Origin of the sequence: Cupriavidus phytohabitans, from assembly GCF_017815025.1 — a bacterium.
Taxonomy (GTDB): domain Bacteria; phylum Pseudomonadota; class Gammaproteobacteria; order Burkholderiales; family Burkholderiaceae; genus Cupriavidus.
Window position 1 is genome coordinate 1 of sequence record NZ_JAGIQB010000043.1, and the last position, 22,269, is coordinate 22,269.

The 22,269-nt window shown below is 62.6% G+C and carries 19 protein-coding genes, 1 other RNA gene and 6 pseudogenes; 9 read left to right on the plus strand and 17 right to left on the minus strand.

Annotation, left to right across the window (positions count from 1 at the left end; genetic code table 11):
• Positions 1 to 596: 596 nt before the first annotated feature.
• The 5 genes from ssrA to J8I34_RS25110 all read right to left on the minus strand — a co-directional run bounded on the left by ssrA (position 597) and on the right by J8I34_RS25110 (position 5,308).
• Positions 597 to 956: a transfer-messenger RNA gene (ssrA, locus tag J8I34_RS25090) on the minus strand.
• A 263-nt stretch (positions 957 to 1,219) separates the two neighbouring features.
• A complete protein-coding gene (locus J8I34_RS25095) occupies positions 1,220 to 2,023 on the minus strand; it encodes a TauD/TfdA dioxygenase family protein (RefSeq protein ID WP_209807231.1) in 804 nt (267 codons plus the stop codon).
• A complete protein-coding gene (locus J8I34_RS25100) occupies positions 2,020 to 3,057 on the minus strand; it encodes a zinc-binding dehydrogenase (protein WP_209807232.1) in 1,038 nt (345 codons plus the stop codon). Before J8I34_RS25100 ends, J8I34_RS25095 begins: the two co-directional genes overlap by 4 nt.
• Before the next feature lie 34 nt (positions 3,058 to 3,091).
• Positions 3,092 to 4,066, minus strand: coding sequence for a Bug family tripartite tricarboxylate transporter substrate binding protein (locus J8I34_RS25105; RefSeq protein ID WP_209807233.1), 975 nt, complete (start codon positions 4,064 to 4,066; stop codon positions 3,092 to 3,094).
• Positions 4,067 to 4,246: 180 nt separating this feature from the next.
• A complete protein-coding gene (locus tag J8I34_RS25110; protein WP_209807234.1) occupies positions 4,247 to 5,308 on the minus strand; it encodes a beta-keto acid cleavage family enzyme in 1,062 nt (353 codons plus the stop codon).
• A gap of 140 nt (positions 5,309 to 5,448) precedes the next feature.
• Here J8I34_RS25110 and J8I34_RS25115 point away from each other — a divergent pair, with 140 nt between their 5' ends.
• Complete coding sequence (locus J8I34_RS25115; protein WP_051320760.1) at positions 5,449 to 6,501, plus strand: AraC family transcriptional regulator; 1,053 nt, start codon at positions 5,449 to 5,451, stop codon at positions 6,499 to 6,501.
• A 100-nt stretch (positions 6,502 to 6,601) separates the two neighbouring features.
• The gene (locus J8I34_RS25120) at positions 6,602 to 7,099 is read left to right on the plus strand and encodes a carboxymuconolactone decarboxylase family protein (RefSeq protein ID WP_209807235.1); all 498 of its coding nucleotides are present in this window, start codon (positions 6,602 to 6,604) and stop codon (positions 7,097 to 7,099) included.
• Positions 7,100 to 8,158: 1,059 nt separating this feature from the next.
• Here J8I34_RS25120 and J8I34_RS25125 read toward each other — a convergent pair.
• The 6 genes and pseudogenes from J8I34_RS25125 to J8I34_RS25150 form a co-directional block, all read right to left on the minus strand.
• Positions 8,159 to 9,322 (minus strand): porin, encoded by a 1,164-nt coding sequence (locus J8I34_RS25125; protein WP_209776766.1) that lies wholly within the window; start codon positions 9,320 to 9,322, stop codon positions 8,159 to 8,161.
• Between the two features lie 439 nt (positions 9,323 to 9,761).
• Positions 9,762 to 10,772 (minus strand): Bug family tripartite tricarboxylate transporter substrate binding protein, encoded by a 1,011-nt coding sequence (locus J8I34_RS25130; RefSeq protein ID WP_209807236.1) that lies wholly within the window; start codon positions 10,770 to 10,772, stop codon positions 9,762 to 9,764.
• Between the two features lie 212 nt (positions 10,773 to 10,984).
• Complete coding sequence (locus tag J8I34_RS25135; protein ID WP_209776702.1) at positions 10,985 to 11,368, minus strand: carboxymuconolactone decarboxylase family protein; 384 nt, start codon at positions 11,366 to 11,368, stop codon at positions 10,985 to 10,987.
• A complete protein-coding gene (locus J8I34_RS25140; RefSeq protein WP_209776705.1) occupies positions 11,365 to 11,958 on the minus strand; it encodes an RBBP9/YdeN family alpha/beta hydrolase in 594 nt (197 codons plus the stop codon). The genes J8I34_RS25135 and J8I34_RS25140 overlap by 4 nt, the downstream gene beginning before the upstream one ends.
• Positions 11,955 to 13,016 carry a beta-keto acid cleavage family enzyme gene (locus J8I34_RS25145; protein WP_209807237.1) on the minus strand — a complete coding sequence of 354 codons (1,062 nt, stop codon included), beginning with the start codon at positions 13,014 to 13,016 and terminating at the stop codon, positions 11,955 to 11,957. The genes J8I34_RS25140 and J8I34_RS25145 overlap by 4 nt, the downstream gene beginning before the upstream one ends.
• A gap of 144 nt (positions 13,017 to 13,160) precedes the next feature.
• Positions 13,161 to 13,481: pseudogene (locus tag J8I34_RS25150) on the minus strand (transposase); the annotation flags it as partial.
• Between the two features lie 334 nt (positions 13,482 to 13,815).
• Between J8I34_RS25150 and J8I34_RS25155 the strand changes: the two are divergent.
• From J8I34_RS25155 to J8I34_RS25165, 3 genes and pseudogenes are all read left to right on the plus strand, one after another.
• Positions 13,816 to 14,769, plus strand: a complete 954-nt coding sequence (locus tag J8I34_RS25155; RefSeq protein WP_209776711.1) for a MerR family transcriptional regulator — start codon at positions 13,816 to 13,818, stop codon at positions 14,767 to 14,769.
• Positions 14,770 to 14,787: 18 nt separating this feature from the next.
• Positions 14,788 to 15,021: pseudogene (locus J8I34_RS25160) on the plus strand (lipocalin family protein); the annotation flags it as partial.
• A 388-nt stretch (positions 15,022 to 15,409) separates the two neighbouring features.
• Positions 15,410 to 16,339, plus strand: a complete 930-nt coding sequence (locus J8I34_RS25165; RefSeq protein WP_209807238.1) for a fasciclin domain-containing protein — start codon at positions 15,410 to 15,412, stop codon at positions 16,337 to 16,339.
• A 295-nt stretch (positions 16,340 to 16,634) separates the two neighbouring features.
• Here the strand turns inward: J8I34_RS25165 and J8I34_RS25170 are convergent, their stop codons facing one another.
• Together J8I34_RS25170 and J8I34_RS35520 are read right to left on the minus strand one after the other, a co-directional pair.
• Positions 16,635 to 17,654: a TerC family protein gene (locus J8I34_RS25170; protein ID WP_209807239.1), complete on the minus strand. Its 1,020-nt coding sequence runs from the start codon at positions 17,652 to 17,654 to the stop codon at positions 16,635 to 16,637.
• Positions 17,655 to 17,832: 178 nt separating this feature from the next.
• The gene (locus J8I34_RS35520) at positions 17,833 to 18,063 is read right to left on the minus strand and encodes a TFIIB-type zinc ribbon-containing protein (protein WP_209776720.1); all 231 of its coding nucleotides are present in this window, start codon (positions 18,061 to 18,063) and stop codon (positions 17,833 to 17,835) included.
• A 120-nt stretch (positions 18,064 to 18,183) separates the two neighbouring features.
• On the opposite strand from J8I34_RS35520, the pseudogene J8I34_RS35745 reads away from it, so the two are divergent.
• The 3 genes and pseudogenes from J8I34_RS35745 to J8I34_RS34845 all read left to right on the plus strand — a co-directional run.
• A pseudogene (locus tag J8I34_RS35745) lies at positions 18,184 to 18,252 on the plus strand (hypothetical protein); the annotation flags it as partial.
• Positions 18,253 to 18,639: 387 nt separating this feature from the next.
• Positions 18,640 to 18,873, plus strand: coding sequence for a LysR substrate-binding domain-containing protein (locus J8I34_RS34840; protein WP_348635808.1), 234 nt, complete (start codon positions 18,640 to 18,642; stop codon positions 18,871 to 18,873).
• Positions 18,874 to 19,008: 135 nt separating this feature from the next.
• Positions 19,009 to 19,107: pseudogene (locus J8I34_RS34845) on the plus strand (LysR family transcriptional regulator); the annotation flags it as partial.
• Positions 19,108 to 19,145: 38 nt separating this feature from the next.
• On the opposite strand, the pseudogene J8I34_RS25185 reads toward J8I34_RS34845, so the two are convergent.
• From J8I34_RS25185 to J8I34_RS25200, 4 genes and pseudogenes are all read right to left on the minus strand, one after another.
• Positions 19,146 to 19,304 (minus strand): annotated as a pseudogene (locus J8I34_RS25185) (ISL3 family transposase); the annotation flags it as partial.
• A 40-nt stretch (positions 19,305 to 19,344) separates the two neighbouring features.
• Positions 19,345 to 19,476: pseudogene (locus J8I34_RS25190) on the minus strand (IS630 family transposase); the annotation flags it as partial.
• Positions 19,439 to 19,735, minus strand: a complete 297-nt coding sequence (locus J8I34_RS25195; protein WP_245176117.1) for an IS1096 element passenger TnpR family protein — start codon at positions 19,733 to 19,735, stop codon at positions 19,439 to 19,441. The gene J8I34_RS25195 and the pseudogene J8I34_RS25190, both read right to left, overlap by 38 nt.
• A gap of 19 nt (positions 19,736 to 19,754) precedes the next feature.
• Positions 19,755 to 20,846, minus strand: coding sequence for a porin (locus J8I34_RS25200; RefSeq protein WP_209807259.1), 1,092 nt, complete (start codon positions 20,844 to 20,846; stop codon positions 19,755 to 19,757).
• 980 nt (positions 20,847 to 21,826) lie between these two features.
• On the opposite strand from J8I34_RS25200, the gene J8I34_RS25205 reads away from it, so the two are divergent.
• Entirely contained in the window at positions 21,827 to 22,255 is a 429-nt protein-coding gene (locus J8I34_RS25205; protein WP_029049915.1) for a hypothetical protein, read from the plus strand.
• The last annotated feature ends 14 nt before the right edge of the window (positions 22,256 to 22,269 follow it).

The window sequence follows — 22,269 nt, forward strand, 5'->3', positions numbered from 1 at the left end:
GGAGAAGGTGCGCGATATCGTGGGGTTGTACCTCGACCCACCGCTCAAAGCCATGGTGTTGTGCGTTGACGAGAAGAACGCCAACCCCACGCCTTTCGTGTGGACGAAGTCCGCCGACGACATCCTCGCCAGCGTCAGGCGATGTCTGCGAATCTCTGACGCAGGACACTAGGGGTGAACCTGCCGAAGTTGCACAGGATGGAGAACGTCCGTTGTATCTCTCGCAAGCGGCCATGGCGAACGTCAACGACGGCCGGCTGTTTTGGGTCGCGAAGAGACGACGGCCAGAGGGGGAGATCCATGACTTGCCGCACCCCCCTGCCCCTCCGATGACCAAGACTTCTCGCCGGCGACCAGGTCGGTGGCACCACCGACCGTTCGGCGACACATACCCGGCATAATGTCTAGACTTTTACGTCACACCCTTGGACGGGGCTTCACGGTTTTATAGCTTGGGCCGCTGTAGGGACTGTTTTCGCCAGCATAGAGAAGTAGGCGGGCGGGGTCATTGAGGCACGCCAGGAGGAGCTGTCATTTGCCGTCGTGATCGAGCATTTCCGAGTATTCGCTGCTGCCATCGATGCCAAGCCTTCAAATGAACAAGGGCCCCCGAAGGAGCCCTTGTCAGTAACTTTTCTGTTTCGAGGTCAGTTACAACCCAAGGCGGCTGTTAGGCGGCCAATGCGAACTTTTCGTCGTTAGCATTTACTTCGATTTAGTTTTAACGTCTTCTCTGACGAGTTGCCTCACGACCCTATCTCCCCCTGTCGAAACCAGGTCAGGCCCATCAGAAGCGCACTACCCGTGCAATGTGCTTCTGGTGGACCTGGGCGGAATCGAACCGCCGTCCAGAAGGCCTTCAAGAAGAAGGTTCACAACCATTATCGGGAACCTTGCGGCACCCGACCCTGCAGATTCTACGCCTCCTGCCGGCAGCGTCAAGGCGGTTTACGCGCGGCTCCTACAAGGCCCGTAACCCGGCTGCGCAGCCCCGTCGGGCGGCGCACGCGCGAGACTCGTGGGCTGCCCAAAGTCCCTCGACTCTTGTACACCATCCAAATGCCGGGCGGCGTTCATATAGCGTCAAGCAGGACGGCCGGTGGATGCATGGCGTCCCGGATGCCATCCACGCGGTCGACTCGGCCTCGAGAGAGGTGAAACCGGCCGCTTTGAGCGTTGCCGCCCCAAAGCAGCCCCGCCGCCAGGAAAGCGCCCTTTTTCAAGTGGGCACTTCGCCCTTCAGGGTGACTCGGTTCAAGAGGCGTTCCTGGTTGCCGTAGTCGTGGACCGCATAGTGCATGGTGCACCGGTTATCCCACATCAGCGCATCGCCGACGCGCCACATATGGCGGTAAACGTTGTCCGGCTGCGTGCTGTGCTCATACAGGAAGTTCAGCAAGGGCCGCGCTTCGGCCTCGGTCATACCCTCGATGCCCATCACATTGTCCGGATGCCCGATGTAGAGCGCCTTGCGGCCGGTCTCCGGATGCGTGCGCACCATCGGGTGCACTGCTGAGGGCGCATCGGACTCGCACACGCCTTGGGAGCGGGCCAGCCGCACGGCACGGAACTGGACGCGCAGGCCTTGCAGCATGCGTTGCATGACGGGAGTCAGCCTCTCGTAGGCGAGATATTGGTTGCACCACATCGTGTCACCACCCACCGGTACCACCTGCGCGCTGAGCATGGTGATCTTGGGCGGCACGGGCGTGTGCGGCGCATCGTAATGCCAGGCCTCGGTCGAAATAAGCTCCTTCGGCGCCGTTCGGATCTGGACCACTTCGGGATACTCATCGAGCCGCAGCCTGGACAGCAGGGCCGGAACAACCGGCTCGCCCCAGTGTCGGATGAAATCCAGCTGAGCCGCCGGCTTGAGCGACTGGTCGCGAAACACTAGCACGCAGTGCTGCAGGAATGCCTTGCCCAGTTGCTCGAGCATTTCGCTGGACAAGGGCTCCGAGAGCGAAATGCCTTCGACCGAGGCACCAATCGAGCCGGTGAGTGGTGTGATCTTAATGTTCATGCAAGCTCCTTCGTCGCAGTCTGCGACACGGTGATTGGCACGGCGGCCGCCATCACGCTTTTGTGGACGGCCACGATGATCTTTCCGAAATGCTGGTTGGTTGCCATGTAGGCGTGGGCCTGTGCAATGTCGTCGAGTGCGAACAGGCGGTCGACCGGCATCTTGAGGCGACCCTCGCGCAGCAGTGGCAGCACATCGCGCGCGCACGCTTCGATCAAGGCGAGCCGTTCTTCCTCGGTACGGGTGCGGAAGGTGGTCCCGACAACCTTCAGGCGATTGACCCACATGTGCTTGATGTCGACCTGGGCGGTATCGACGCCGCTCATCCGCGCAATGATGACTAGCCGGCCGCGCACGGCCAGGCATTTCAGGTTGGTGTCGAACACCGCGCCGCCCAGTGAGTCGATGATCACGTCCACGCCGCGGCCGTCGGTGATGTCTTTCACGGCCTGCACGGTGTCCTGCTGCGAGGTATCGATGGTGTGAGTCGCACCGTATTCACGCAGCCGCGCGAGCTTGGCCGCCGAGCGCGAGGTGGCGATGACCTGGCTGGCGCCGAGTTGGGCGGCCAATTGGACGGCTGCCAGTCCCATGCCACCTGTGGCGGCATTCACGAGCACAGATTGGCCGGCACGGAACTCGCCATTAGTGACCAGCGCGTCGTGTGTACTGATGAACACATTGGGGAATGCGGCCGCCTCGACCCAGGACAGCGTGGCCGGGATCGGGATCAGCGCGCGCGCCTCGGCCAGCACATACTCGGACTGGCCGCCCCAGCCGTGGCCGGTCACGCGGTCGCCTTCACGCACGCCGCGCACATCGGGTCCGACCTGGCTGACAATGCCGGCGAACTCGATGCCGGCCAGTATCGGGCCGCCGCTTTTCGCCTCACCCACCCGGACCAATTCGCCCCGGTTCAGGCCCGAGGCCATCACCTGCACCACCACTTGGCCGGGACCGGGCGTCGGGCGGGGAATCTCCCGGATTTCCAGATGGCCGCCTTGCGGGCCCGAGATAATCATGGCTGCTTTCATAGCTGAATCATTTCCATCAAGGTTTCGTGAGGTCTTACTGCTTCAGGGTCAACTTGCGGTTCAGTGCGTCAAAGTGGTCGTAGTCCGACTGCAGACGCTGCGCGAATTGCTGCGGCGATTCGGGCGTGATCGGCTCGAATCTCAGCTTTGCGACCTGGTCGCGGAACGGCGCCAGACCGGCGATGTGGCGCGTGACGGCGTAGAGCTTTTCGACAACGGCGGCTGGTACCTTGGGAGATACCGCGATGCCCTGCCAGCTGCTGAAATCATTGAACTCCGGAAAACCCTGTTCAGCGAAGGTCGGAACCTGCGGCATGCCGGGGTAGCGAGTGGTGCCCGCGATGGCCAGCGCCTTGATTTTGCTGCTCTGCAGATGGGGTCCCGAGGTCACGACGCTGTCCAGAACCATCGTGACCTGATTGGACATCACCGCGAGCAGCGCTGGAGGAGTACCCGAATACGGAACGTGTTGCATGTTCACGCCGAGTTTGAGATTGAGCATCTCACCCCCGCGCTGCGCGATCGTTCCAGGACTCGGTGATGCAAAGCTGCTCTTGTCCGGCGCGGCCTTGAGCTGCCGCACCATGCCGGCCAGGTCATTCGCTGGGTAGTCCTGCGCAACGACCAGCACGTAGCGGTACTGGGTGAGCGCCGCCACCGGCCGCACGTCCTTCATCGGGTCATAGGGGGGCTTCATGACGTGCGGTATTTCGGTCAGCACGTTCGAGCTGGTGTACAGAATGACGTGGCCGTCGGCAGGCGCGTTTAGCATGGCCTGCACTCCAATGGAGCCCCCCGCGCCCGCCTTGTTTTCAACAATGACAGGTTGGCCAACTTCCTTGGACAAATAGCTGGCAAAGATGCGAGCCGGCCCGTCCATATTCCCGCCAGCAGGCGCGGGGACGATGATCTTGATGGCTCGATCGGGCCAGGCCTGTGCCAGCGATGAGCAGGCCAGCAACAACGCGCCGAGCGCGAAACGACAAGACGCAAGGCTAGCAGCTTTCATGGATATCTCCTCGATTCTATTTTTCACACGACGGGGTGTTCTGCGGACGATAGGCATCGACGCGTCCTGCGCCAGTTCGCGGATCAGTTCATTCGCTGCAGGCTGATCAGTGGTCCGGTGCCTCGTCACACAGACCTGGACCTTGCAGCAGTGTGGGCGCTGCGGACCGTTGTGCGTCGCTCATCGCGCCACCTTGCGTTCTGCCAGCGCCGGCCTGATCGGACGGCGTGCGGTGGGATAGCGCAACTCGGCGAGCGTCTGCTCGGTGGTCTGGTACTGCGTGCCGATCTTGAAGATTGCGCGCGCCTCCTGGGCCGACGCGACGCCCCGACCCAGTTCGTGCGAGATGCGCACCAGTTGTTCGATCTGCTTCACGCTGGACATCGGCTCGCCGGTGGGGCCCCAGATCGTGTCCTCGATGCCGCAGCGCACATGCAGGCCCATGGCGATGGCCATGGTGTTGATCGGCAGGGTGGCGCGCATCAGCGATTCCAGCGTGAGCGTCGAGCCATCAGGGAGAAGGCGAATGAACTCCATCATGCTATAGGGGTCCGGGTTGTCGAAGCCGCCGCTGAGCGCGACCCAGTTCACATTGAGCGGCCCCTTGTAGATGCCACGCCGGATCAGGCGCTCGAGGGTGACGAGGCCCGACTTCATGGTGATCTGGAAGTGCGGCTGAATGCCGTTGGCCGCAAGTTGGGCGAGGTGTTCGCGCAACCAGGCGGGCCCGGCTGGAACGATCATCTCCTCGTAGGCGTCGTAGACCGCCTTGCGCTCGAACGAGGTTCCCGCGCAGTCCTCAGGGGTCATGATCTCCACCGTGTTCATCTGGCCGGTGTTGATGGCCACGGTGACCTGCTCGGGCGTCGGCTTCAGGCGCGCCAGCATGTGACGGGTCTCGTCGCTCAGCCATTCGGCGGGTGCGCCCTCCTCGACCGGTGCGAACGAGATCGAGCCGCCGACCTGGATGATCATGTCGGGCACCGCCTGCTTCAGGCGCGATAGCAACTCGTTGAAGCGGTCGAGGTTCTTGCAGCCCGAACCATCGTCCTCGCGGGCATGGAAATGAAGCACGGTGGCGCCGGCGTTGTAGCAGTCCACCGCCTTTTGCACCTGCTCCTCGATCGTGACCGGGATGTCGGATGGAAAGTCACCCGGCTCCCATTGCGGGCCATACGGAGCGGCGGTGATGACAAGTTTTTCCTGGTTTTCGGGCAGCAGGGCCCCATCGAGGAAGTGCATGGAATTCTCCTTTGTAGCTGCGGAGTCTGCGAAGGCAGGCCGTGTCCGCGCTTGTAGCTATGATGCGGGTGGCCGCCTCGGAAGAATTGATCCGTTGTCGCGTAGAATTGATAAGTCGTAACAGGTCAAAACATTCGAAAATGTCCACTACCCAGGTGACCCATCTCATCCGAAGTGCCAGCCTGACGGGCTTCGCCGACCTCGCGCAGTCGGCTGGACTTGACCCCTTGGCGATGATGCGCAAGGCGGGCCTGCCGCGCCGGTGTCTCGACGACAGCGAGGCCCTGATCGGCATGGAGGCGGTATGCCGCTTACTGAACCACTGTGCGCAAGCCTCGGACATGGAGGCGTTCGGCCTCAGGCTAGCCAGCCGCCGCCATATCTGGGAACTCGGCCCCGTCAGCCTCGTGATCAAGCAGGAGAACACTGCGCTGAGCGCGATCAAGACACTACTGAGCTACAACCGTGTGCTCAGTGACGCGCTGCTGGCCCGAGTGGATGAAGAGGATGAGGTTGTCGTCATCCGCGAGGAATTGATATTGGGCAAGTCGGTCCCGACGCGCCAGGCGATGGAGCTGACGGTCGGCGTGATGTTCCAGGTGCTGCGCGACCTTTTGGGTCCCAGATGGGAACCTCGTCAGGTTTGCTTCACCCATCGGCCGCCAGCGGATCTGACCTTTCATCGTTCCTTCCTCGGCAAGCGCATCGAGTTCAATAGCGCCTTCAACGGAATCGTCTGCGCAGCAAGCGACATGGCTCGTGAGCTGACCTCGACGCAGGCAGGGCTGGGTAGTTTCGCGCGTCGCTTCATGGACTCCGCGCTCAACCAACGCAAATTGGGGTGCAAGGAAACCGTGCGCCACCTGATCGCGGCCTTATTGGGCAGCGGCCGTTGCACGGTTGACAAGGTGGCGCAGCACCTGGGCGTCAGCCGGCAGACCCTGCACCGGCAACTGACCCTGGAGGGCGAACAGTTCAAGACCGTGCTGAATTCCGTCCGTCGAGAGCGGGCGCTAAAGCTGCGCGACGACAGTGATCATTCGCTGGAAGACGCAGCCTTGATGCTCGGTTTCTCCTCAGCCAGCGCCTTTGCGCACTGGTTCCAGGCCAGCTTCGGCACCAGCTTCATCCAATCCCGTCGGGAGCGCCAGCGTGAGACAAAAGAACAAGTCCATGTGACCGCTGATCAATAGCTGCCAACCGGCCGATTGTCATAATTTGGTTTGTCGCGGGAAACTGCAAACTGATGGAGGCAAGAGCATGGCACGCATGAGGATGGTCGATACGGACACAGTGGACCCGGAACTGAAGGACGTCTTCGAGAAGATGAAGCAGCAAGGCACCGTGCTGAACGTCTGGCGGATGATGGCCTGGTCCCCGGCGCTCGCCAAGGCCTGGGCGCCTTGCTCGCGCGGCCTTCGCAACGACCTGTCTGTCTCGCGCAAGCTGCGCGAGCTGCTGATCGTGCAGATCGCCTTGCGGCACGAATCGAGGTACGAATACGGACACCACGTGCACATGGCGCGGGCCGAAGGCGTCACGCCGGCGCAGCTCGCCGCATTGCCGGACGGACGAGATGGCCCGCTGTTCGACGCGGACGAAGCCCTGGTGCTACAGCTCGCAGACGATCTGACGCATGCCAGCGGCGCGAGTGCGGCGACCATGAACTCCATGCTGGAGCGCTTCGGAGAGAAGCACCTGATGGAGCTGCTCGCGACGGGCGCGTTCTATTGTGCGGTAGCGCGCATCGTCAATTCGCTGGATTGCGAACTCGAACCGGAAGCCGGCTGATTTGCTTGCCGGCGCGGCCGCAGCAGGAAATCAATGGTCTTGCCGGCGTTGTCCACGGACTGGTAGAGGCACTCATCCGGCGGGATACGAGCGCCATCTTGGCGCGACGCAGAAATCGGGCTCGTGCAAAACTTTGGACGTCGTCAGTTCAAGAACGTACTGGAGGCGTAGACTTGTCCAAGCGTGCTGCCCCGCCAGTTTTCGATCCATGCGAGTATTGATAACTTGAACTAAAGACCGAAGTCTTTTGCATCCGTTATCAAGCTCGCACACTATCGATTGTTTGGTTGTTAAAGAAGCCACCCTTTTCGGGTCACGCTCGTCGGCTTTGCCGGCTGCGTTGCCGCATCAGCAGCAGAGAAACGAGCCCTTAAAGGCTTGATTAACCGTCGAAAATGCTACTCAGAATTCTTGCGGAAGGAACACGGCGTCCCAACTCTCTCCGAGCAGAACGCCGACGCACGGCTAATCCGCAGGTGCAACCTCTGTTTGGGTCGCCGGGGGCCGGCTGCGGCGGACGCAGATGGCCTGAATAAGTCACGATCGTCAACGGACAGACGGGTGACGCGGGGGCGCGGCCGCCTCGATCATGCCGGCGGCTTCGTTGCGATCTCGTAAAACCTAACGAAGTTCGCCTTGTCGCCTCCTGTCTTCTATCGAATATGAAATCGCACCTGCGGCTTGCCTATCGAGTTCGCCGGAGGGACAACCTGTGTGGCGAATCATCAAGCTTGGTCCGACTTGCCGCTTTCCCTTGTATGTCTTGTGCTTTCCCTTTGATGACAGGGGCGGGTTAGCCCGGACACCACGGTGGCGTCGCAGCGCGCAAACGCTACCGCGCCGGGTCTTTGAGGCGTTCGCGCCGCGCACTGCTCCATGTTGCTTTCCACGTTCTAAACCGCGTCGGCACCAGGAATTACGTCGGACCGTACGTACGCTTGCCGACGCATCGCTGACCACCTCACGGTGGCCAGCGCACGGCTCGGAGCCGATGTGGCTCGCTTTCTTCATCGTACTGGACTCGCACCACCTAGTTCCGTTGCCAATCTCCCGGCGCACTCAGAACTTGTGACGCACGCCTAGCCCGATCCCCAGCATGTTGGACTCGCCCCGGCCGAGGGTATAGCTGTTGCCCAGCGCAAGGCTGTTGGCGAAGCCGTTGGCCAGCGAATCCAGTCCCAGCCCTGCATTCTTCGAATAAGCCGCCGTCAGGTAGATATCGGTGCGCTTCGAGAATGAGTAGGTGCCGATGAGATTGATCTGCCAGGGATTGGGTATCGATTGGTTGCCGAACAGGTTCTTAATATTGTCGTAGGCAAACTCCGCGATTAAACCCAGGGCCGGCGTTAACTGATATTGCCCGCCAAACCAGTAGTAGTCGTCGCGCTTGATCATGCTGCCGTTCGCTCCCCGGTTCTGACCCCACCGATAACCGCCCATAATTTTGGCATTGCCAAAGGCATAGCTCCCTGCAATGGCAGCGTTCTTGAAGGTACCGGTGGCGCTGCCAAATGTCGGATTGAACTGGTCGTAGCCTGCCGAGATGCCGATACCACCGGCGGAATAGGACAGGCCCGCGCCATAACCGGTGTCCCGACGGAACTGACCAGGCACCTCACCGTTACCGCCACCGGCAACCAGCAACGGGCTGGTCTGCGGCACAGCCAGACCGACGCCGAATGACCAGTGCAACGCTGCGGTCAGCGGACCGAATGCGCCCTTGTACTTGACCGTGTTGTCTTCACGATAGTTGGGTCCCAGCAGCGAAGCGCTCGGCTCATAAGATGTGGCGTAGAGCGCCGGCACGAAGTTCGACATCGAGTCGAACAGCGACGTGTATTGCCGACCAAAGGCTACCTGTCCATAGTTCTTGCTCGCGAGGCCGACGTACGCCGAGCGGCCGAACAGCCGGCCGCCCTGCTGCAAGGTGCCAGCGTCCTGGTTGTAGCCGCCTTCCAGCACGAATAGCGACGACAACCCGCTACCGAGGTCTTCCGTACCTCGCAAGCCAAAACGCGAGCCGGACAAGCCGCCAGAGTTCATCCGGTAGACCTTATTGCCTGGGCCGGGGTTGTAGCCATTTGCCGGTGCGGGCGCCGCGCCCACGTGGTTGGCAAACTCCAGGTTGGCGTCGGCTACGCCGTACAGGGTGACGCTGGTCTGAGCCAGCGCCGTACCGCCTCCTGCACCAACCATGAGAACAACAAGCCCCCCCTTCTTCATCATCGCGGCGAGGCCGATGCTGCCTTGCCGAACCGGCCGAAATGTTCGATCAAACTCTATGGTATTGCTGCAGCTGATGCCCAACTTTGTTCTCCTCGGTCTTTATATTGGTGCCATCGGACGACGCGCTCACAAGGACGTCCACTCATGCGCCTGTGATACAGGCAACCATCACTGCAGTGTCAGGAAGGTGCCTCTTCGATCGGCAGCCGGAGGGGCGGCGTGCTATCCGGCCCATGATGCCGGGCGATCCCAATAGCTCTCCTTTGATCGCCCGATCCCTGCCCAGTGATGTGCTTCCCCGCGGCAGATGCAAAAAGGAATGCCGTCCAGCGATCATGACGGGCTGGTGAAGAGCTGTTCGGTGCCATGATTCACGGCGTCCACGGCGTCCTCCTCTCAAAGAGCGACGCCTCACGACGGGTCCCCGCCGAAACGCTTACTGACTCTTATAGCCAACTGCTTGCAGCACTTCGCCCGTTGTTTTGTAATCCTTCCTCAAGCTCATGGACAATTGGTCGGGAGTGCGCGGGTTTTGGGTATTCACACTTAGACCTAGCGAGGAGAGCCGTTCGCCTATCTCTGGCGTCTTTAACGCTTTCAAAACTTCGCTCCGGATGCGTTGCTGGATTGCATCCGGCACACCAGGGAGCGTCCACAATCCCATCCAGGAGGTTCGTGTCATCGCGTCATAGCCCAATTCGGCGAAAGTCGGGACTTCTGGCATCAATTCGGAGCGCCTGGGCGAGCTGACCGCGAATAGCTTGAGTTTTCCCGCTTTGATCAGGGGCACGGAAGTCAATGGCACATCCAGCTGAAACTGGATGTTCCCCGCCATAACATCCACCAATCCGGGAGTGGAGCCATTGTATTGAATGATATTCATATCGAGCCCCGCCAGTTGGTTCAATTGGAGTCCGAGTATGTGCGACATCGTTCCCGGCGAGAACGAGCCGATATTGACCCTCCCCTTGTTGGCCTTCACATACGCAACCAACTCCTGAAAGTTTTTGGGTGGCAGGTTGACATTGCCCACTAGCATCGCGCCCATGCTTCCCAGTTCCACCAGCGGCCGAATCGCTGTGAACGGATCGTACTTAGGCTTGAACGTGTAGGGTAGCTCCGAAACCAGACTGCTAATGGACAGCAGGTAGGTGTGTCCGTCTGGGGGCGCTCTCAAAAAGGATTCCATGGCCACGGCACCACCCGCACCTGGCTTGGATTCCACGACGACGGGCTGCCCCAAACTCTTGGTCAAGGAGTCGGCCACTACTCGCGCCAGAATATCCGCCGTCGCTCCCGGCGTGCCAACGGCAATGATGCGAATCGGGCGATCGCCCAGAGGCTGGCCCATAGCGATCGACGTCGAAGCCGCAAACAATCCGGCCACCGCGGCGCGCACAAGACTACGGCGTACAGTATTCAGTGTCATTTTGTCAGGCAGAGTCATCTTGTCCTTTCAAATATGCAGTGAGGCAATTCAGTAACCGCTCCACGAGGCCGCGTTACACTCCCCGCGTTTCCCTGCCACTGGCCGAACTCGTTGGCGGTACGCGCGAGTTGTTCAATCTGTTGGAGCTAGTTCATATGGCTCCCCCTGCTGGTCGATGCGGGTGTTGCTCATGGCTTTCAAGGCAGGCTCCTGAGAGCGGAGAACGAGGTTCATGCCCGCTCGGTGGCCGTGGCCTGGCGCTCGCGCAGTTCCTGCTGTAGCAGGGGCGCTGCCAGGCTCATGGTATGCAGTCCCAGCGTTGCGGTGAGCTGCAGCACGGCCATGATCTCGTCGGCGCTCACGCCGAGGTCGAGCGCTCGCCGAATGTGGCGTCGCGTGCCGGGCGCGAACATGTGGGTCACAGACGCGTCGATCGCAATGCAGACCAGTTCGAAGGTCCGCGAGTCGAGCGCGGAGGAGTTCAGCGGGATGCTGACCATGCGCATAAACTCTTCGGTCCAGCCCGGCGCCAGAGACGCCATGGCGTCCCAATCTGGGTTCCAGTGGCCTTGTGCGCGCAAGGCGTCACAAGTGGGTGTTTGGCTTTGGCTCATGCGAGGACTCCCGACACGTCTTGGCGTTGGGCCAGCCTGCGGATCAGCGCGCGTGCTGCGGGCCATGGCCCATAGCCCGACGCTGGGTTCAGATGCCCGACCTCGCCAAGGTCGACCAGCTCCGCGCCCCAGCCGGACGCCATGTCCTTCACCCTTGCAAACTCACCCAGCGGATCGTTGCGGCTCGCCGCCACGATGCAGTGGAAAGGTAGCCGCCCCTTCGGCATAGGTGTCCAGCCTGCTTCGGCGAAAGCCGACAGCGCAGGGAACTCAGGCGGCAGAGGCTTCTCGAGGTCCGGCGGTGTCGCCAGCAGGGCGCCGATGATCATCCGGCCGCCGGTGCGGCGCGCCCAGTGCGCTGTCGCAATGCATCCGCCACTGTGCGCCAAGATGATGACCGGCGCCGGCGCAGCCAGTACGGCGGCATCGATCGCCGCGACCCGCGCATTCAGGTCGATGTTGGTGCGCCCCAACGCAGGGAGCGAGCGAACGTTGGGCAGTTCGTGGGCCAGCAGCGTCTGCCAGTGCGCCGGCGTTTCCTCTCGCAGCCCCGGTACCGTAACAACGGTCACTTCATGATGGTCTTTCATGCTGCCACCTTGCGTTCTGCCAGCGCCGGCCTGATCGGACGGCGTGCGGTGGGATAGCGCAACTCGGCGAGCGTCTGCTCGGTGGTCTGGTACTGCGTGCCGATCTTGAAGATTGCGCGCGCCTCCTGGGCCGACGCGACGCCCCGACCCAGTTCGTGCGAGATGCGCACCAGTTGTTCGATCTGCTTCACGCTGGACATCGGCTCGCCGGTGGGGCCCCAGATCGTGTCCTCGATGCCGCAGCGCACATGCAGGCCCATGGCGATGGCCATGGTGTTGATCGGCAGGGTGGCGCGCATCAGCGATTCCAGCGTGAGCGTCGAGCCATCAGGGAGAAGGCGAATGAACTCCATCATGCTATAGGGGTCCGGGTTGTCGAAGCCGCCGCTGAGCGCGACCCAGTTCACATTGAGCGGCCCCTTGTAGATGCCACGCCGGATCAGGCGCTCGAGGGTGACGAGGCCCGACTTCATGGTGATCTGGAAGTGCGGCTGAATGCCGTTGGCCGCAAGTTGGGCGAGGTGTTCGCGCAACCAGGCGGGCCCGGCTGGAACGATCATCTCCTCGTAGGCGTCGTAGACCGCCTTGCGCTCGAACGAGGTTCCCGCGCAGTCCTCAGGGGTCATGATCTCCACCGTGTTCATCTGGCCGGTGTTGATGGCCACGGTGACCTGCTCGGGCGTCGGCTTCAGGCGCGCCAGCATGTGACGGGTCTCGTCGCTCAGCCATTCGGCGGGTGCGCCCTCCTCGACCGGTGCGAACGAGATCGAGCCGCCGACCTGGATGATCATGTCGGGCACCGCCTGCTTCAGGCGCGATAGCAACTCGTTGAAGCGGTCGAGGTTCTTGCAGCCCGAACCATCGTCCTCGCGGGCATGGAAATGAAGCACGGTGGCGCCGGCGTTGTAGCAGTCCACCGCCTTTTGCACCTGCTCCTCGATCGTGACCGGGATGTCGGATGGAAAGTCACCCGGCTCCCATTGCGGGCCATACGGAGCGGCGGTGATGACAAGTTTTTCCTGGTTTTCGGGCAGCAGGGCCCCATCGAGGAAGTGCATGGAATTCTCCTTTGTAGCTGCGGAGTCTGCGAAGGCAGGCCGTGTCCGCGCTTGTAGCTATGATGCGGGTGGCTGCCTCGGCAGAATTGATCCGTTGTCGCGTAGAATTGATAAGTCGTAACAGGTCAAAACATTCGAAAATGTCCACATGCTGATCACGTGGTCGTCGAAGCCGGGCAGCCGGCGCTGGTACTTCGCCACCAGCTGCGGCTCGAAGGTGGCCTGCCGGTCGCGTGGAATGTCCAGTTCCAGTTCGCCATTGGGCGTGATGACGGTCTTTGGGCTGGTGCCGTTGCGGTGGTTGCGGCTCCTGCCTTCCTTGGCCTCAGCAGCCAGATGGTGGGTCAGTTCGGCGGCCAGCATGCGCTCGGCCGACCGCTTCTTGAGCAGCCCGGACAGGCCTGATTCGCCGAGAATCGACTCGGCTTCCTTGTTCTCGACCTGGGCCAGCAACTGGTCAATCAGCTCGTCGGAAACAAGCTTGGGTGCCTTCGGTTTCGTGGTCTTCTTGGTACGAGGCCCAGACGGCTAAGCGCAGTCTCAGCGCCGTCGGTGCGGGCGATTCCGCCGATTGCTTGGTCGTATTCCGCGATGCGGTCCTCGAGGCCACCGCACAGACGCGATCTCCGGCGGGGTGCCGGCGGCAGCCCCCCCGTGCGCTGATTCTTTGCCGTAACGTACTGGACAAAACTATTTTTTTGTCCTAGACAAATAGGGCCAACACTCCCTTTTTGTCCATGACCCCCTCCCACCGCTCCCTTCCGCCCCTGACGCCGGCCCGCCGCACGGAGGCCGCGGCATGAGCACGCTGACCGCCTCCGGCGGCGATGCCGGCCTGCCGATTGCCGCCGTGGAGCGCGAGACGGGCTTGGCCAAGGACACCCTGCGCGTCTGGGAACGGCGCTACGGTTTTCCACAGCCGCTGCGCGATGCCGCAGGCGACCGGCTGTACACCGCGCCCCAGGTGCAGCAGCTCAAGCTCATCCGCCGGCTGCTGGATGCGGGCCTGCGCCCCGGCAAGGTGGTGGGCCTGGACAGCGCGGCGCTGCACGCCCTGCTGGCCCAGGCGGTTCCCGCCGCGCCCATGGCTTTGTCCAGGACAAATGCCGGCGACAGCGCCTCTTCCCCGGCAATCGCGGAACTGCTCGATGCCATTGGTGCACACGCCCCCCAGACCCTGCGGCACGCGCTCAGTCACGCCCAACTTCGCATGGGACTGGCGCCCTTCGTCACGGACCTGGTGGCGCCCCTGACCACGGCCGTGGGTGACGCATGGGCTCAGGGGCGCTTTGAGGTGTTCGAGGAACACCTGTTCACCGAGGTGGTCACCGGCGTGATGCGCCATGCCATCGCCTCGCTCGCGCCGCTGCCCGTTCCGCAGGAACCCAAGGTGCTGCTCACCACCCTGCCCCAGGAGCTGCACAGCCTGGGGCTGCTGATGGTCGAGGCGCTGCTAACGCTCGAGGGCTGCACCTGCGTCTCGCTGGGCACGCAGACCCCGGTGGGGGACGTGGCTCAGGCCGCACAGGCCCACCGCGCCCACGTGGTGGCCCTGAGCTTCAGCAATGTGCACAACGCCGCGGTGGTGCAGGCCAGCCTACGCGAGTTGCGCGGCCAGCTGCCTGCGACTACCGCCCTGTGGGTGGGCGGCTCATGCACGGCGCTGTACCAGAAACCGCTGGACGGCATCAGCGCCGTGCAGCAGTTGTCGGGGCTGCCGTCCCTGGTGACGCAGTGGCGCCATACCCACTGAGCCCTTGGAGGGCATCCCATGGACACCACCCCAATCGTCTTTTCCTCGCCACTGCAGCGCCGGTCCCGGTCCGGCCGCCTGGGGCTGCTCGCGCTGCTGGAAGGCACTGGCCTGCACGCGGGCTGCGCCAGCACCAGCCCGCTGCCCCTCGTGGCGGCGGTCACGCCGTTCGACCTGCAGCGCTACCAGAGTCGCTGGTACGAGCTGGCGCGGCTCGATCACGCGTTCGAGCGAGCCAAGACCGATGTATCGCCGTGGGCGAGGTGGCCGACGTGCTTGCACGGCTGCATGGGCAGCGGCCCTTTGCCCGGCTGGCCTCGCACGAGGAAACCGGCAATGGCGACAGCTACGTGCGCGAGCAGTCCGTGGCCCGCTGGAGCCGCCAGCAGCGCATTGCCTGGCAGGAATGGCCCACCACGGCACCCGCGTGTACGACCACCAGGCGGCCTGGGAACACGACCCGCCGAACCTGTTCGTGCGGCGCTGACTGCCCGCGCTGCGGCGCGCGGACTGGTAAGCCTTATCCACGGAAGGAGCACTTTTTCAATCCACCCCATCGCAAGGAGGCAACGACACGGGACACCACACACACTGGTTGCGCGCAATGACGTGAATTGATCTTTTGTTCAGGAGACAATACATGCTAAACGGGTTCAAGAAGGCTTTGGTGCTGTCGCTGGTGGCCCTGCTGGCGGCTTGCGGAGGGGGCGATGACAACGACCCCGGCACGATCACTGAGGTGGCGAAAAGCGACACCCGCCTGAGCATCTTGGGGGAGGCCGTGACGGCCGCGCAGCTGGCCGACACCCTGTCGGGCCCCGGCCCGTACACCGTTTTTGCCCCCACCAACGACGCCTTTGCCGCGCTGCTGGGCGAGCTGGGGGTGACCAAGGAACAGTTGCTGGCCAACAAGCCACTACTGACGGCCGTGCTCAAGTACCACGTACTGGGCGCCAAGGTCACGCAGGCGCAGGTGCCGCTGGGCAAGGCCATCACGCCGCTGGAGGGGGGCGTCTTCAAGATCGACCTGGTGGATTCCGCGCTGCGTATCACCGATGGCCGCAACCGCAGCAGCCGGATCGTGCAGACCGACATCACCGCGTCCAACGGCGTCATTCATCTCATCGACAAGGTGCTGCTGCCGGCGGACAAGACCCTGGTGCAGACGGCACTAGGCACCCCTTCCCTGAGCATCCTTGTCGAGGCGGTCACGGCCGCGGGCCTGGTGGACACGCTCAACGGCGCCGGTCCGTTCACCGTGTTCGCCCCCACCAACGAAGCCTTCGCCGCGCTGCTGGGCGAGCTGGGCGTGACCAAGGACCAGCTGCTGGCCAACAAGCCGCTGCTGACCCAGGTGCTAACCTACCACGTCGCGCCCGGCCGCGTGCTCAAGGCCGAGGTGCCGGTAAATACGCCCATCAAGACTGTCCAGGGCGGCACTTTCACGGTCACGCCTGCGCTCACGATCACCGACCAGCGGGGACGCTCCTCGCGCATCGTGGCAACTGACGTGTTCGCCAGCAACGGCGTGTTGCATGTGATCGACAAGGTGATCCTGCCCGCTCCGTGAATGGCACTACGGCGCATGGCGGCCGTGCGCGCGTCTGCGACGCGGTACTGCTCCGACCGCTGCCGCCGCTCGCACGGCCAGGCGCACCGCCCCCTTGGTGTTCTGCTTCCGCAACGACCTGCGGCTGCACGACCAACTGGTGCTGCGGATCGCCTGCGCCGCTGCCCACCCCACCTGCTGCCCGGGTTATGCCTGCTAGACCCGCCGCAGGCCAGCCCCTTGGACTTTGCCCGCATGGGACCGCCATGCGGCGCAATCAGCCAGGGCTCGTCATGGCCAAGGCTGCGGGCGGGGATCAACGCTCCAGGGTACGGGCCTTGGCATCCGGAGCTTGGTCTGCCGGCCTCTGGGATGCCGCGCCGCGCGTCTTCCACAGTGACACGAGCACGCCGCCGGCGATCAGGCCGGCCGTGATACCCAGGCTCAGCAGCGAGGGGATCTTGCCCACGAGGTTGACCAGGAAGATCTTGCCACCGATGAACACCAGCACCAGCGCCAACGCGTACTTAAGGTAGGCGAAGCGGTGGATCATGGCCGCCAGCGCGAAGTACAGCGCGCGCAGGCCCAGGATGGCGAAGATATTGCTCGTGTAAACGATGAACGGGTCGGTGGTGATGGCGAAGATCGCGGGCACCGAGTCGACGGCGAAGATCAGATCAACGAACTCCACCATGCACAGCGCGAGGAACAGCGGCGTCACCCAGGTCACGGACCGGCCGGTGGCGGGGTGCGGCGCGCGCACGAAGAAGGCGTTGCCGTACAGCCCGGGCGTGACGCGCAGGTGCCCGCGAAGCCAGCGCAGCAGCAGGTTCTTCTCCAGGTCGGGCGTGTGGTTGGTCATCCATAGCATCTTGATGCCGGTGAGCAGCAGGAACGCGCCGAACACGTACAGCACCCACGAAAACTGCGTGACTAGCGCCGCGCCCAGGCCGATCATGAGCGCGCGCAGCACGATCACGCCCAGGATGCCCCAGAACAGCACGCGGTGCTGGTATTGGCCCGGGATGGCGAAGAACGAGAAGATCATCGCGATCACGAACACGTTGTCCATGGACAGCGATTTCTCGATCATGAAGCCGGTGAAGTAGTCGAGGCCGCTCTGGGCGCCGAGCAGCCACCACAGCCAGCCGCCGAACAGCATGGCGGCGCCGATGTAGCCGCCCGACAGCCACAGGCTCTCGCGGATGCCGATCTCGTGGTCGTCGCGGTGCAGCACGCCCAGGTCGAAGGCGAGCAGCGCCACCACCACGCTGGCAAAGACCAGCCACAGCCAGACGGCCTGGCCCAGGAAGCTGGTGTGGAGGAATTCAGTCATGGCGATAGGTGCAAGCAGAGGTGCGGATCGTGCCGGTCACTGCGCGGCCGCTTATTGCGGTTGCGCCATGGTGCGCGGCGCTAGGCCCCAGTGGCGTGCCGACTTCTGGGCTGTTGCGGGGGTAGATTCGCATGGGGGTGTTCCTCGATTCGTGTTCAGAAAGCAGTGCCAGGTGACATCAGTCGAACAGTTCACTGAACAACGAGGACTTGCGGCGCCTGTCCGCAGGCAGGCGCTCAAAGCCCATGTTGCCGTGCGTGGGTGCGTATTCGTGTTGCGCTCGTTCGACCAGCTTGTCCCGTTCGCCGCGGCCGAGCCATACGCCACGGCATTGCGGGCAGTAGTCGATCTCGATGCCGCTGCGCTCGGCGATGACCAGCGTGGGTGCGGGGCAGTGCGAGCATTTCATGGTTCGTGCTCCATCGTGCGGTGGCGATGGTCGCACTGTAGGTACGCAACGATCAGAGAAAAATCAAAAAATACGCAAGACACTTCAAAAAAAACGAAGTTTCTTTCGCCGAGGAAAGGCATGAACTACAAGCACCTGCACTACTTCTGGACCGTGCTGCGCGCGGGCGGCATTGTGCGCGCCAGCGAGCAGCTGCACCTCACGCCGCAGACGCTCAGCGGCCAGATCAAGCAGCTGGAGCTTTGCCCTGGGCGCCTCGCTGCAGGAGGCGCTGGCGACGGGGCGCGACGCGCGGCGCACCGCGGTGCTGCGCGTGGGTATCGCCGACTCGGTGCCCAAGGCCGTTACCTTCCACGTGCTGGAGCCCGCCATGGCTCTGCCCGAGCCGCCCCGGCTGGCGTGCCACGAGGGCGGACTCACGGGCCTGCTGGGCGAACTGGCGGTGCATCGACTGGACCTGGTCGTCTCCGACGTGCCCGCGCCCGCCAGCCTGAGCGTGCGCGTCTACACCCATCTGCTGGGGCGCACGGGTGTGGCCTTCTTCGCCGCGTCCCGGCTGCTCCAGGCCACGGGCTGGTGCTGCTGCCCACCGTGCACACGGCACTACGTCCGCGGCTCGACGCCTGGCTGCGCCAGCACGCGCTCGCGCCGCCGGTGGCCGCCGAGTTCGACGACAGCGCGCTGCTCAAGGCCTTCGGCCGCGAAGGCCAAGGCGTTTTCGCCGCGCCGGCCGTGCTGGCCGAGGAGATCGCGCAGCAGTACCACGTGGTGCCGCTGGGCATGCCGCTCGACCTGATCTCATCGGCATAGCGCATCACGAGGCGGCCCGCGTCGGTGGGCTCGACGCCGCGCCCCACCTTGCGCAGCAGGGTCTGGCCCAGGCGCTCGGACGGCCCGGCGCGCGCGCAAGGCCTTTCCCGCCTGCCTGGCCGGCATGCCGCTGCTTTCTACGCGATCTCGGTCGAGCGTCGCATCACGCACCCGGCAGTCGCCGCTATCACGGCCGCCGCGCGCGGCAAGCTGTTTGCCAAGCGGCCTTCGTGATCGGCGGAAGCGCGCCAGCCGTCATGCGGGTTTCACGCTTGCTCGCGATACAGCCAGGCACGGGCAGTGCGTTTGGTCGTGACGTTGGCGATCAACACGTCGAGTTCGGCACGCTGTGCGGCTGGCAAGCCGTCGCGATCCTTGAGCAGCGTCCAGCGCAGGCCTTTGAGGCTTGGTTCGATCTTCTGTTCGCCCCGCAGTACCCCTTCGCGCAGGTCAGTGTAACCGGTCATTTACTCATAAGTCAGAAATGTAGCGGACAGATGGATGCCTAAAGAACGAGCGCACGAGCTTCGGGTTACGTCCAACTTGTGCGAGCTGTTCGTGAATTCTAGGGCCCAGCTTTTCGCCTCTTTGCAATTGACGTCGGAGACCGCGCCAAACCGGGGGCTAAGCCTTCGTGTTCGCGGAGATGAAACGCGGTCAGCGGCAGTTCATTCGCCACGGTGCAGAACTGCAGGACGCCTTCATGCGCTTCGCCGTAACGCCTGCCACGAATGCTGAATGTGTGCAGATGTTCGTCGGCCCAACCCATGACGACCTGGATGACATGGTGCAACTGTCCGAGCGTCAAGTGCTTGGGAACGACGACGCGCCGCCAGACCGGCGGGCTCAGGCGCCCGTGCATCGCACCTAACGCCTGCAAGTCAGAACCGGTGCACGATGCCGGTATAGATGCCTTGCTGACTTGCACCCGCCAGAGGCCTGTTGCTGCCAGCCTCGACGGAGAACGCCGCCTTTCCGCCGTTCATGACGGTACCAACCGTCCCATACAACAGGGTGCGCTTTGAGAAGAAGTAGTTTGCGCCGAGTGCAAGCAGGGTTCCGTTGCCGGCAGAATTGTTCCGGATTGCCCTGTATGCACCACCAATCAACGTCAGCGCTGGCGATACTTGGTAGTTCGCGCCAAGCCAGAACTGTTGCTGCTTGTTAGCGGCCATCGGATTGTCGGCGTCTGCCACCGTTGCGCCGCCGGAGCGAGTGAGACTATAGCCCCCGAACAGTTTCAGGTGGCCTACCACATACGCGGCGCCGGCCTCATAAAGGCGTGAAGCAGTGTATAGATTGGTAAATTCCCCTTTGGCATCTCGGATTTCTTCGTAAATTCCCTTGATCAAAATGGGGCCGTTCTCGTAGCTCAAACTACCAGCTAACTGCCTGCCAGCGTTGAAATTTCCTGCGGTACCATTGAGGCCTGCCTGCGCCCGGAACGAGAGTCCTCCCCAGTCCGGTGAAGTGTAGGTGATGGCATTACCACGGGACCCCCAACTTCTGCCATTTTGAAGTGTGCCAATGCTGATGGCCTGCATACCCATCGGATCGACGGTCCAGCCCTCCGAGTCAGGCAAGCCCATGGCGCGACCAAGCCACAGGGTTCCGTATGTGTTGCTGGAAAGCCCGACAACAGCGTAGCGACTGAAGAGGCCCAGACCCGCTCCCTGCCCGTCACCCGATGAGAATGCACTCTCCAGGTTCATCACCGCACTGAGACCGTCACCCAGGTCCTCCTTGGCCCGGAGCCCCCACAGGCTTACCCCCCACTGATTGCTGCCGTAACGCAGCAAATCGCCGGTTTGCCCATTTCCGGTGGCGATCTTGTTCATATAGTCGACGCCGCCGGCAACTCGCCCATAAAGGGTGATACTGCCCTGCGCATTCGCGACCGCCGATACAAGCAACACGATCGCCGCCGCCACGGCCCTGGCACACAGCCATTGATTGCGATACCCCAGAAACATCTGTCCCTCCACTACCTGCGTCAATTCCTGAATTAGCTTTGAAAATGGTCCCATGGTGCGCGCCGCAGAATCTCGTCATGGCAGAAAAGAGGCAATATCATCCCGCCCGTTCGCAATAATTCGAACAGACCTCATACCCTGACTTGCCCTTTGTGGCTGGCGACTCCGACAGCGCCTCACCGGCCGATCTATCGAAGCGACCTCGCGATGGAATCGCTCACGTCATTCGGCGTCAGCCTGATGGATTTACCCCGTTGTCGAACGCAGGCGAGCGCCGGGAGGGGCAGCCGATAGCGTGCTCGTTCGCCCGTCTCGGCAGCCCCTTCCGTTGAATAGGGGCATCCATGTCTGTCTCCTTCGGTTGCTCTTCCTGGCCACAAGGCGATGTGAGAGTGACCCTGCCGGCGCAAGCCAGGAAACAGTCCCGCAAAGCAACCACGATCCAGGCCTTGCGTCTTGTATTCAGGCTCGCCGTACTGAGTGCCGTTATCAACTCTTTTGATACGCCTCGGCAGGCTCCAGCTTCGTCGATGTTTGTCGTATTATTTAATTCACGCTGAATTAAATAATAACCGGGCATAGAACTCAACAGAGGGAATACCCGCGCGGCGAATAAGACGCTCTGGAGCGGAGCGCTGCTGCCGATTACTGTGAAGGGTCGTAAGACGCCGGTCGGCTTCTCTCAACTTGGTCTTCATGACGGTTGACTTCAGCCAGTTGCTCCCCTAGGGCTCACTACAAGCTACCCAGCCTCAGCCGGAGCCAGGAGAGGTATCGTGCGCTCTCACCATGCGCGGGACTCGATCACTCCCGAGCAACGCCGCTTTAAGTGAGGCGCATCCTGGACTTTTACCTGCTCCTTGCCGGTTAGCTGGCGAGCACTGTATATTTATACAGTTATCGTCGCATCCCGGAAAAGCTGGCTCCTGAAGTCAAGCCCGTGCGGCGCCTGCTTTCTCTCCCCACCTCGAAAGGCAATCATGTTCGTGGACCGCACCGAAATCATCAACGCCGCCAAAGCACTGCGCGCCAGCCAGGAAGAATCCAGGTACAGCAAGCTCGTCGCGCTCGCGAACAAGCAACTGAAGGCAATGCAAACGGCAATCCAGAAGGGCAAGGAAGAATTCGAGACCAGACTGGTACTCGACATCAACGAAGACAATCCGCAAGCAGCGCTGGAACCGCGCGCGCAACGGCTGGCCGACGACCTCAGAGCGCAGGGCTACACCGCAACGGTGACCACGTTTGCCGAGGTCAGCACGGACCGCAAGAACTGGACGCCGAATATCACGGTCGTCATCGGTCTGGGCGACATGGTTTCCGAAGACGACAGCGCGATAGCGGAAAGCACGGTGACCGACGAGACGGAAGTCGCGCTGGCTGGCGAAGCTGCCAGTGAAATGGCCTGACAGCAGGCGGGCAA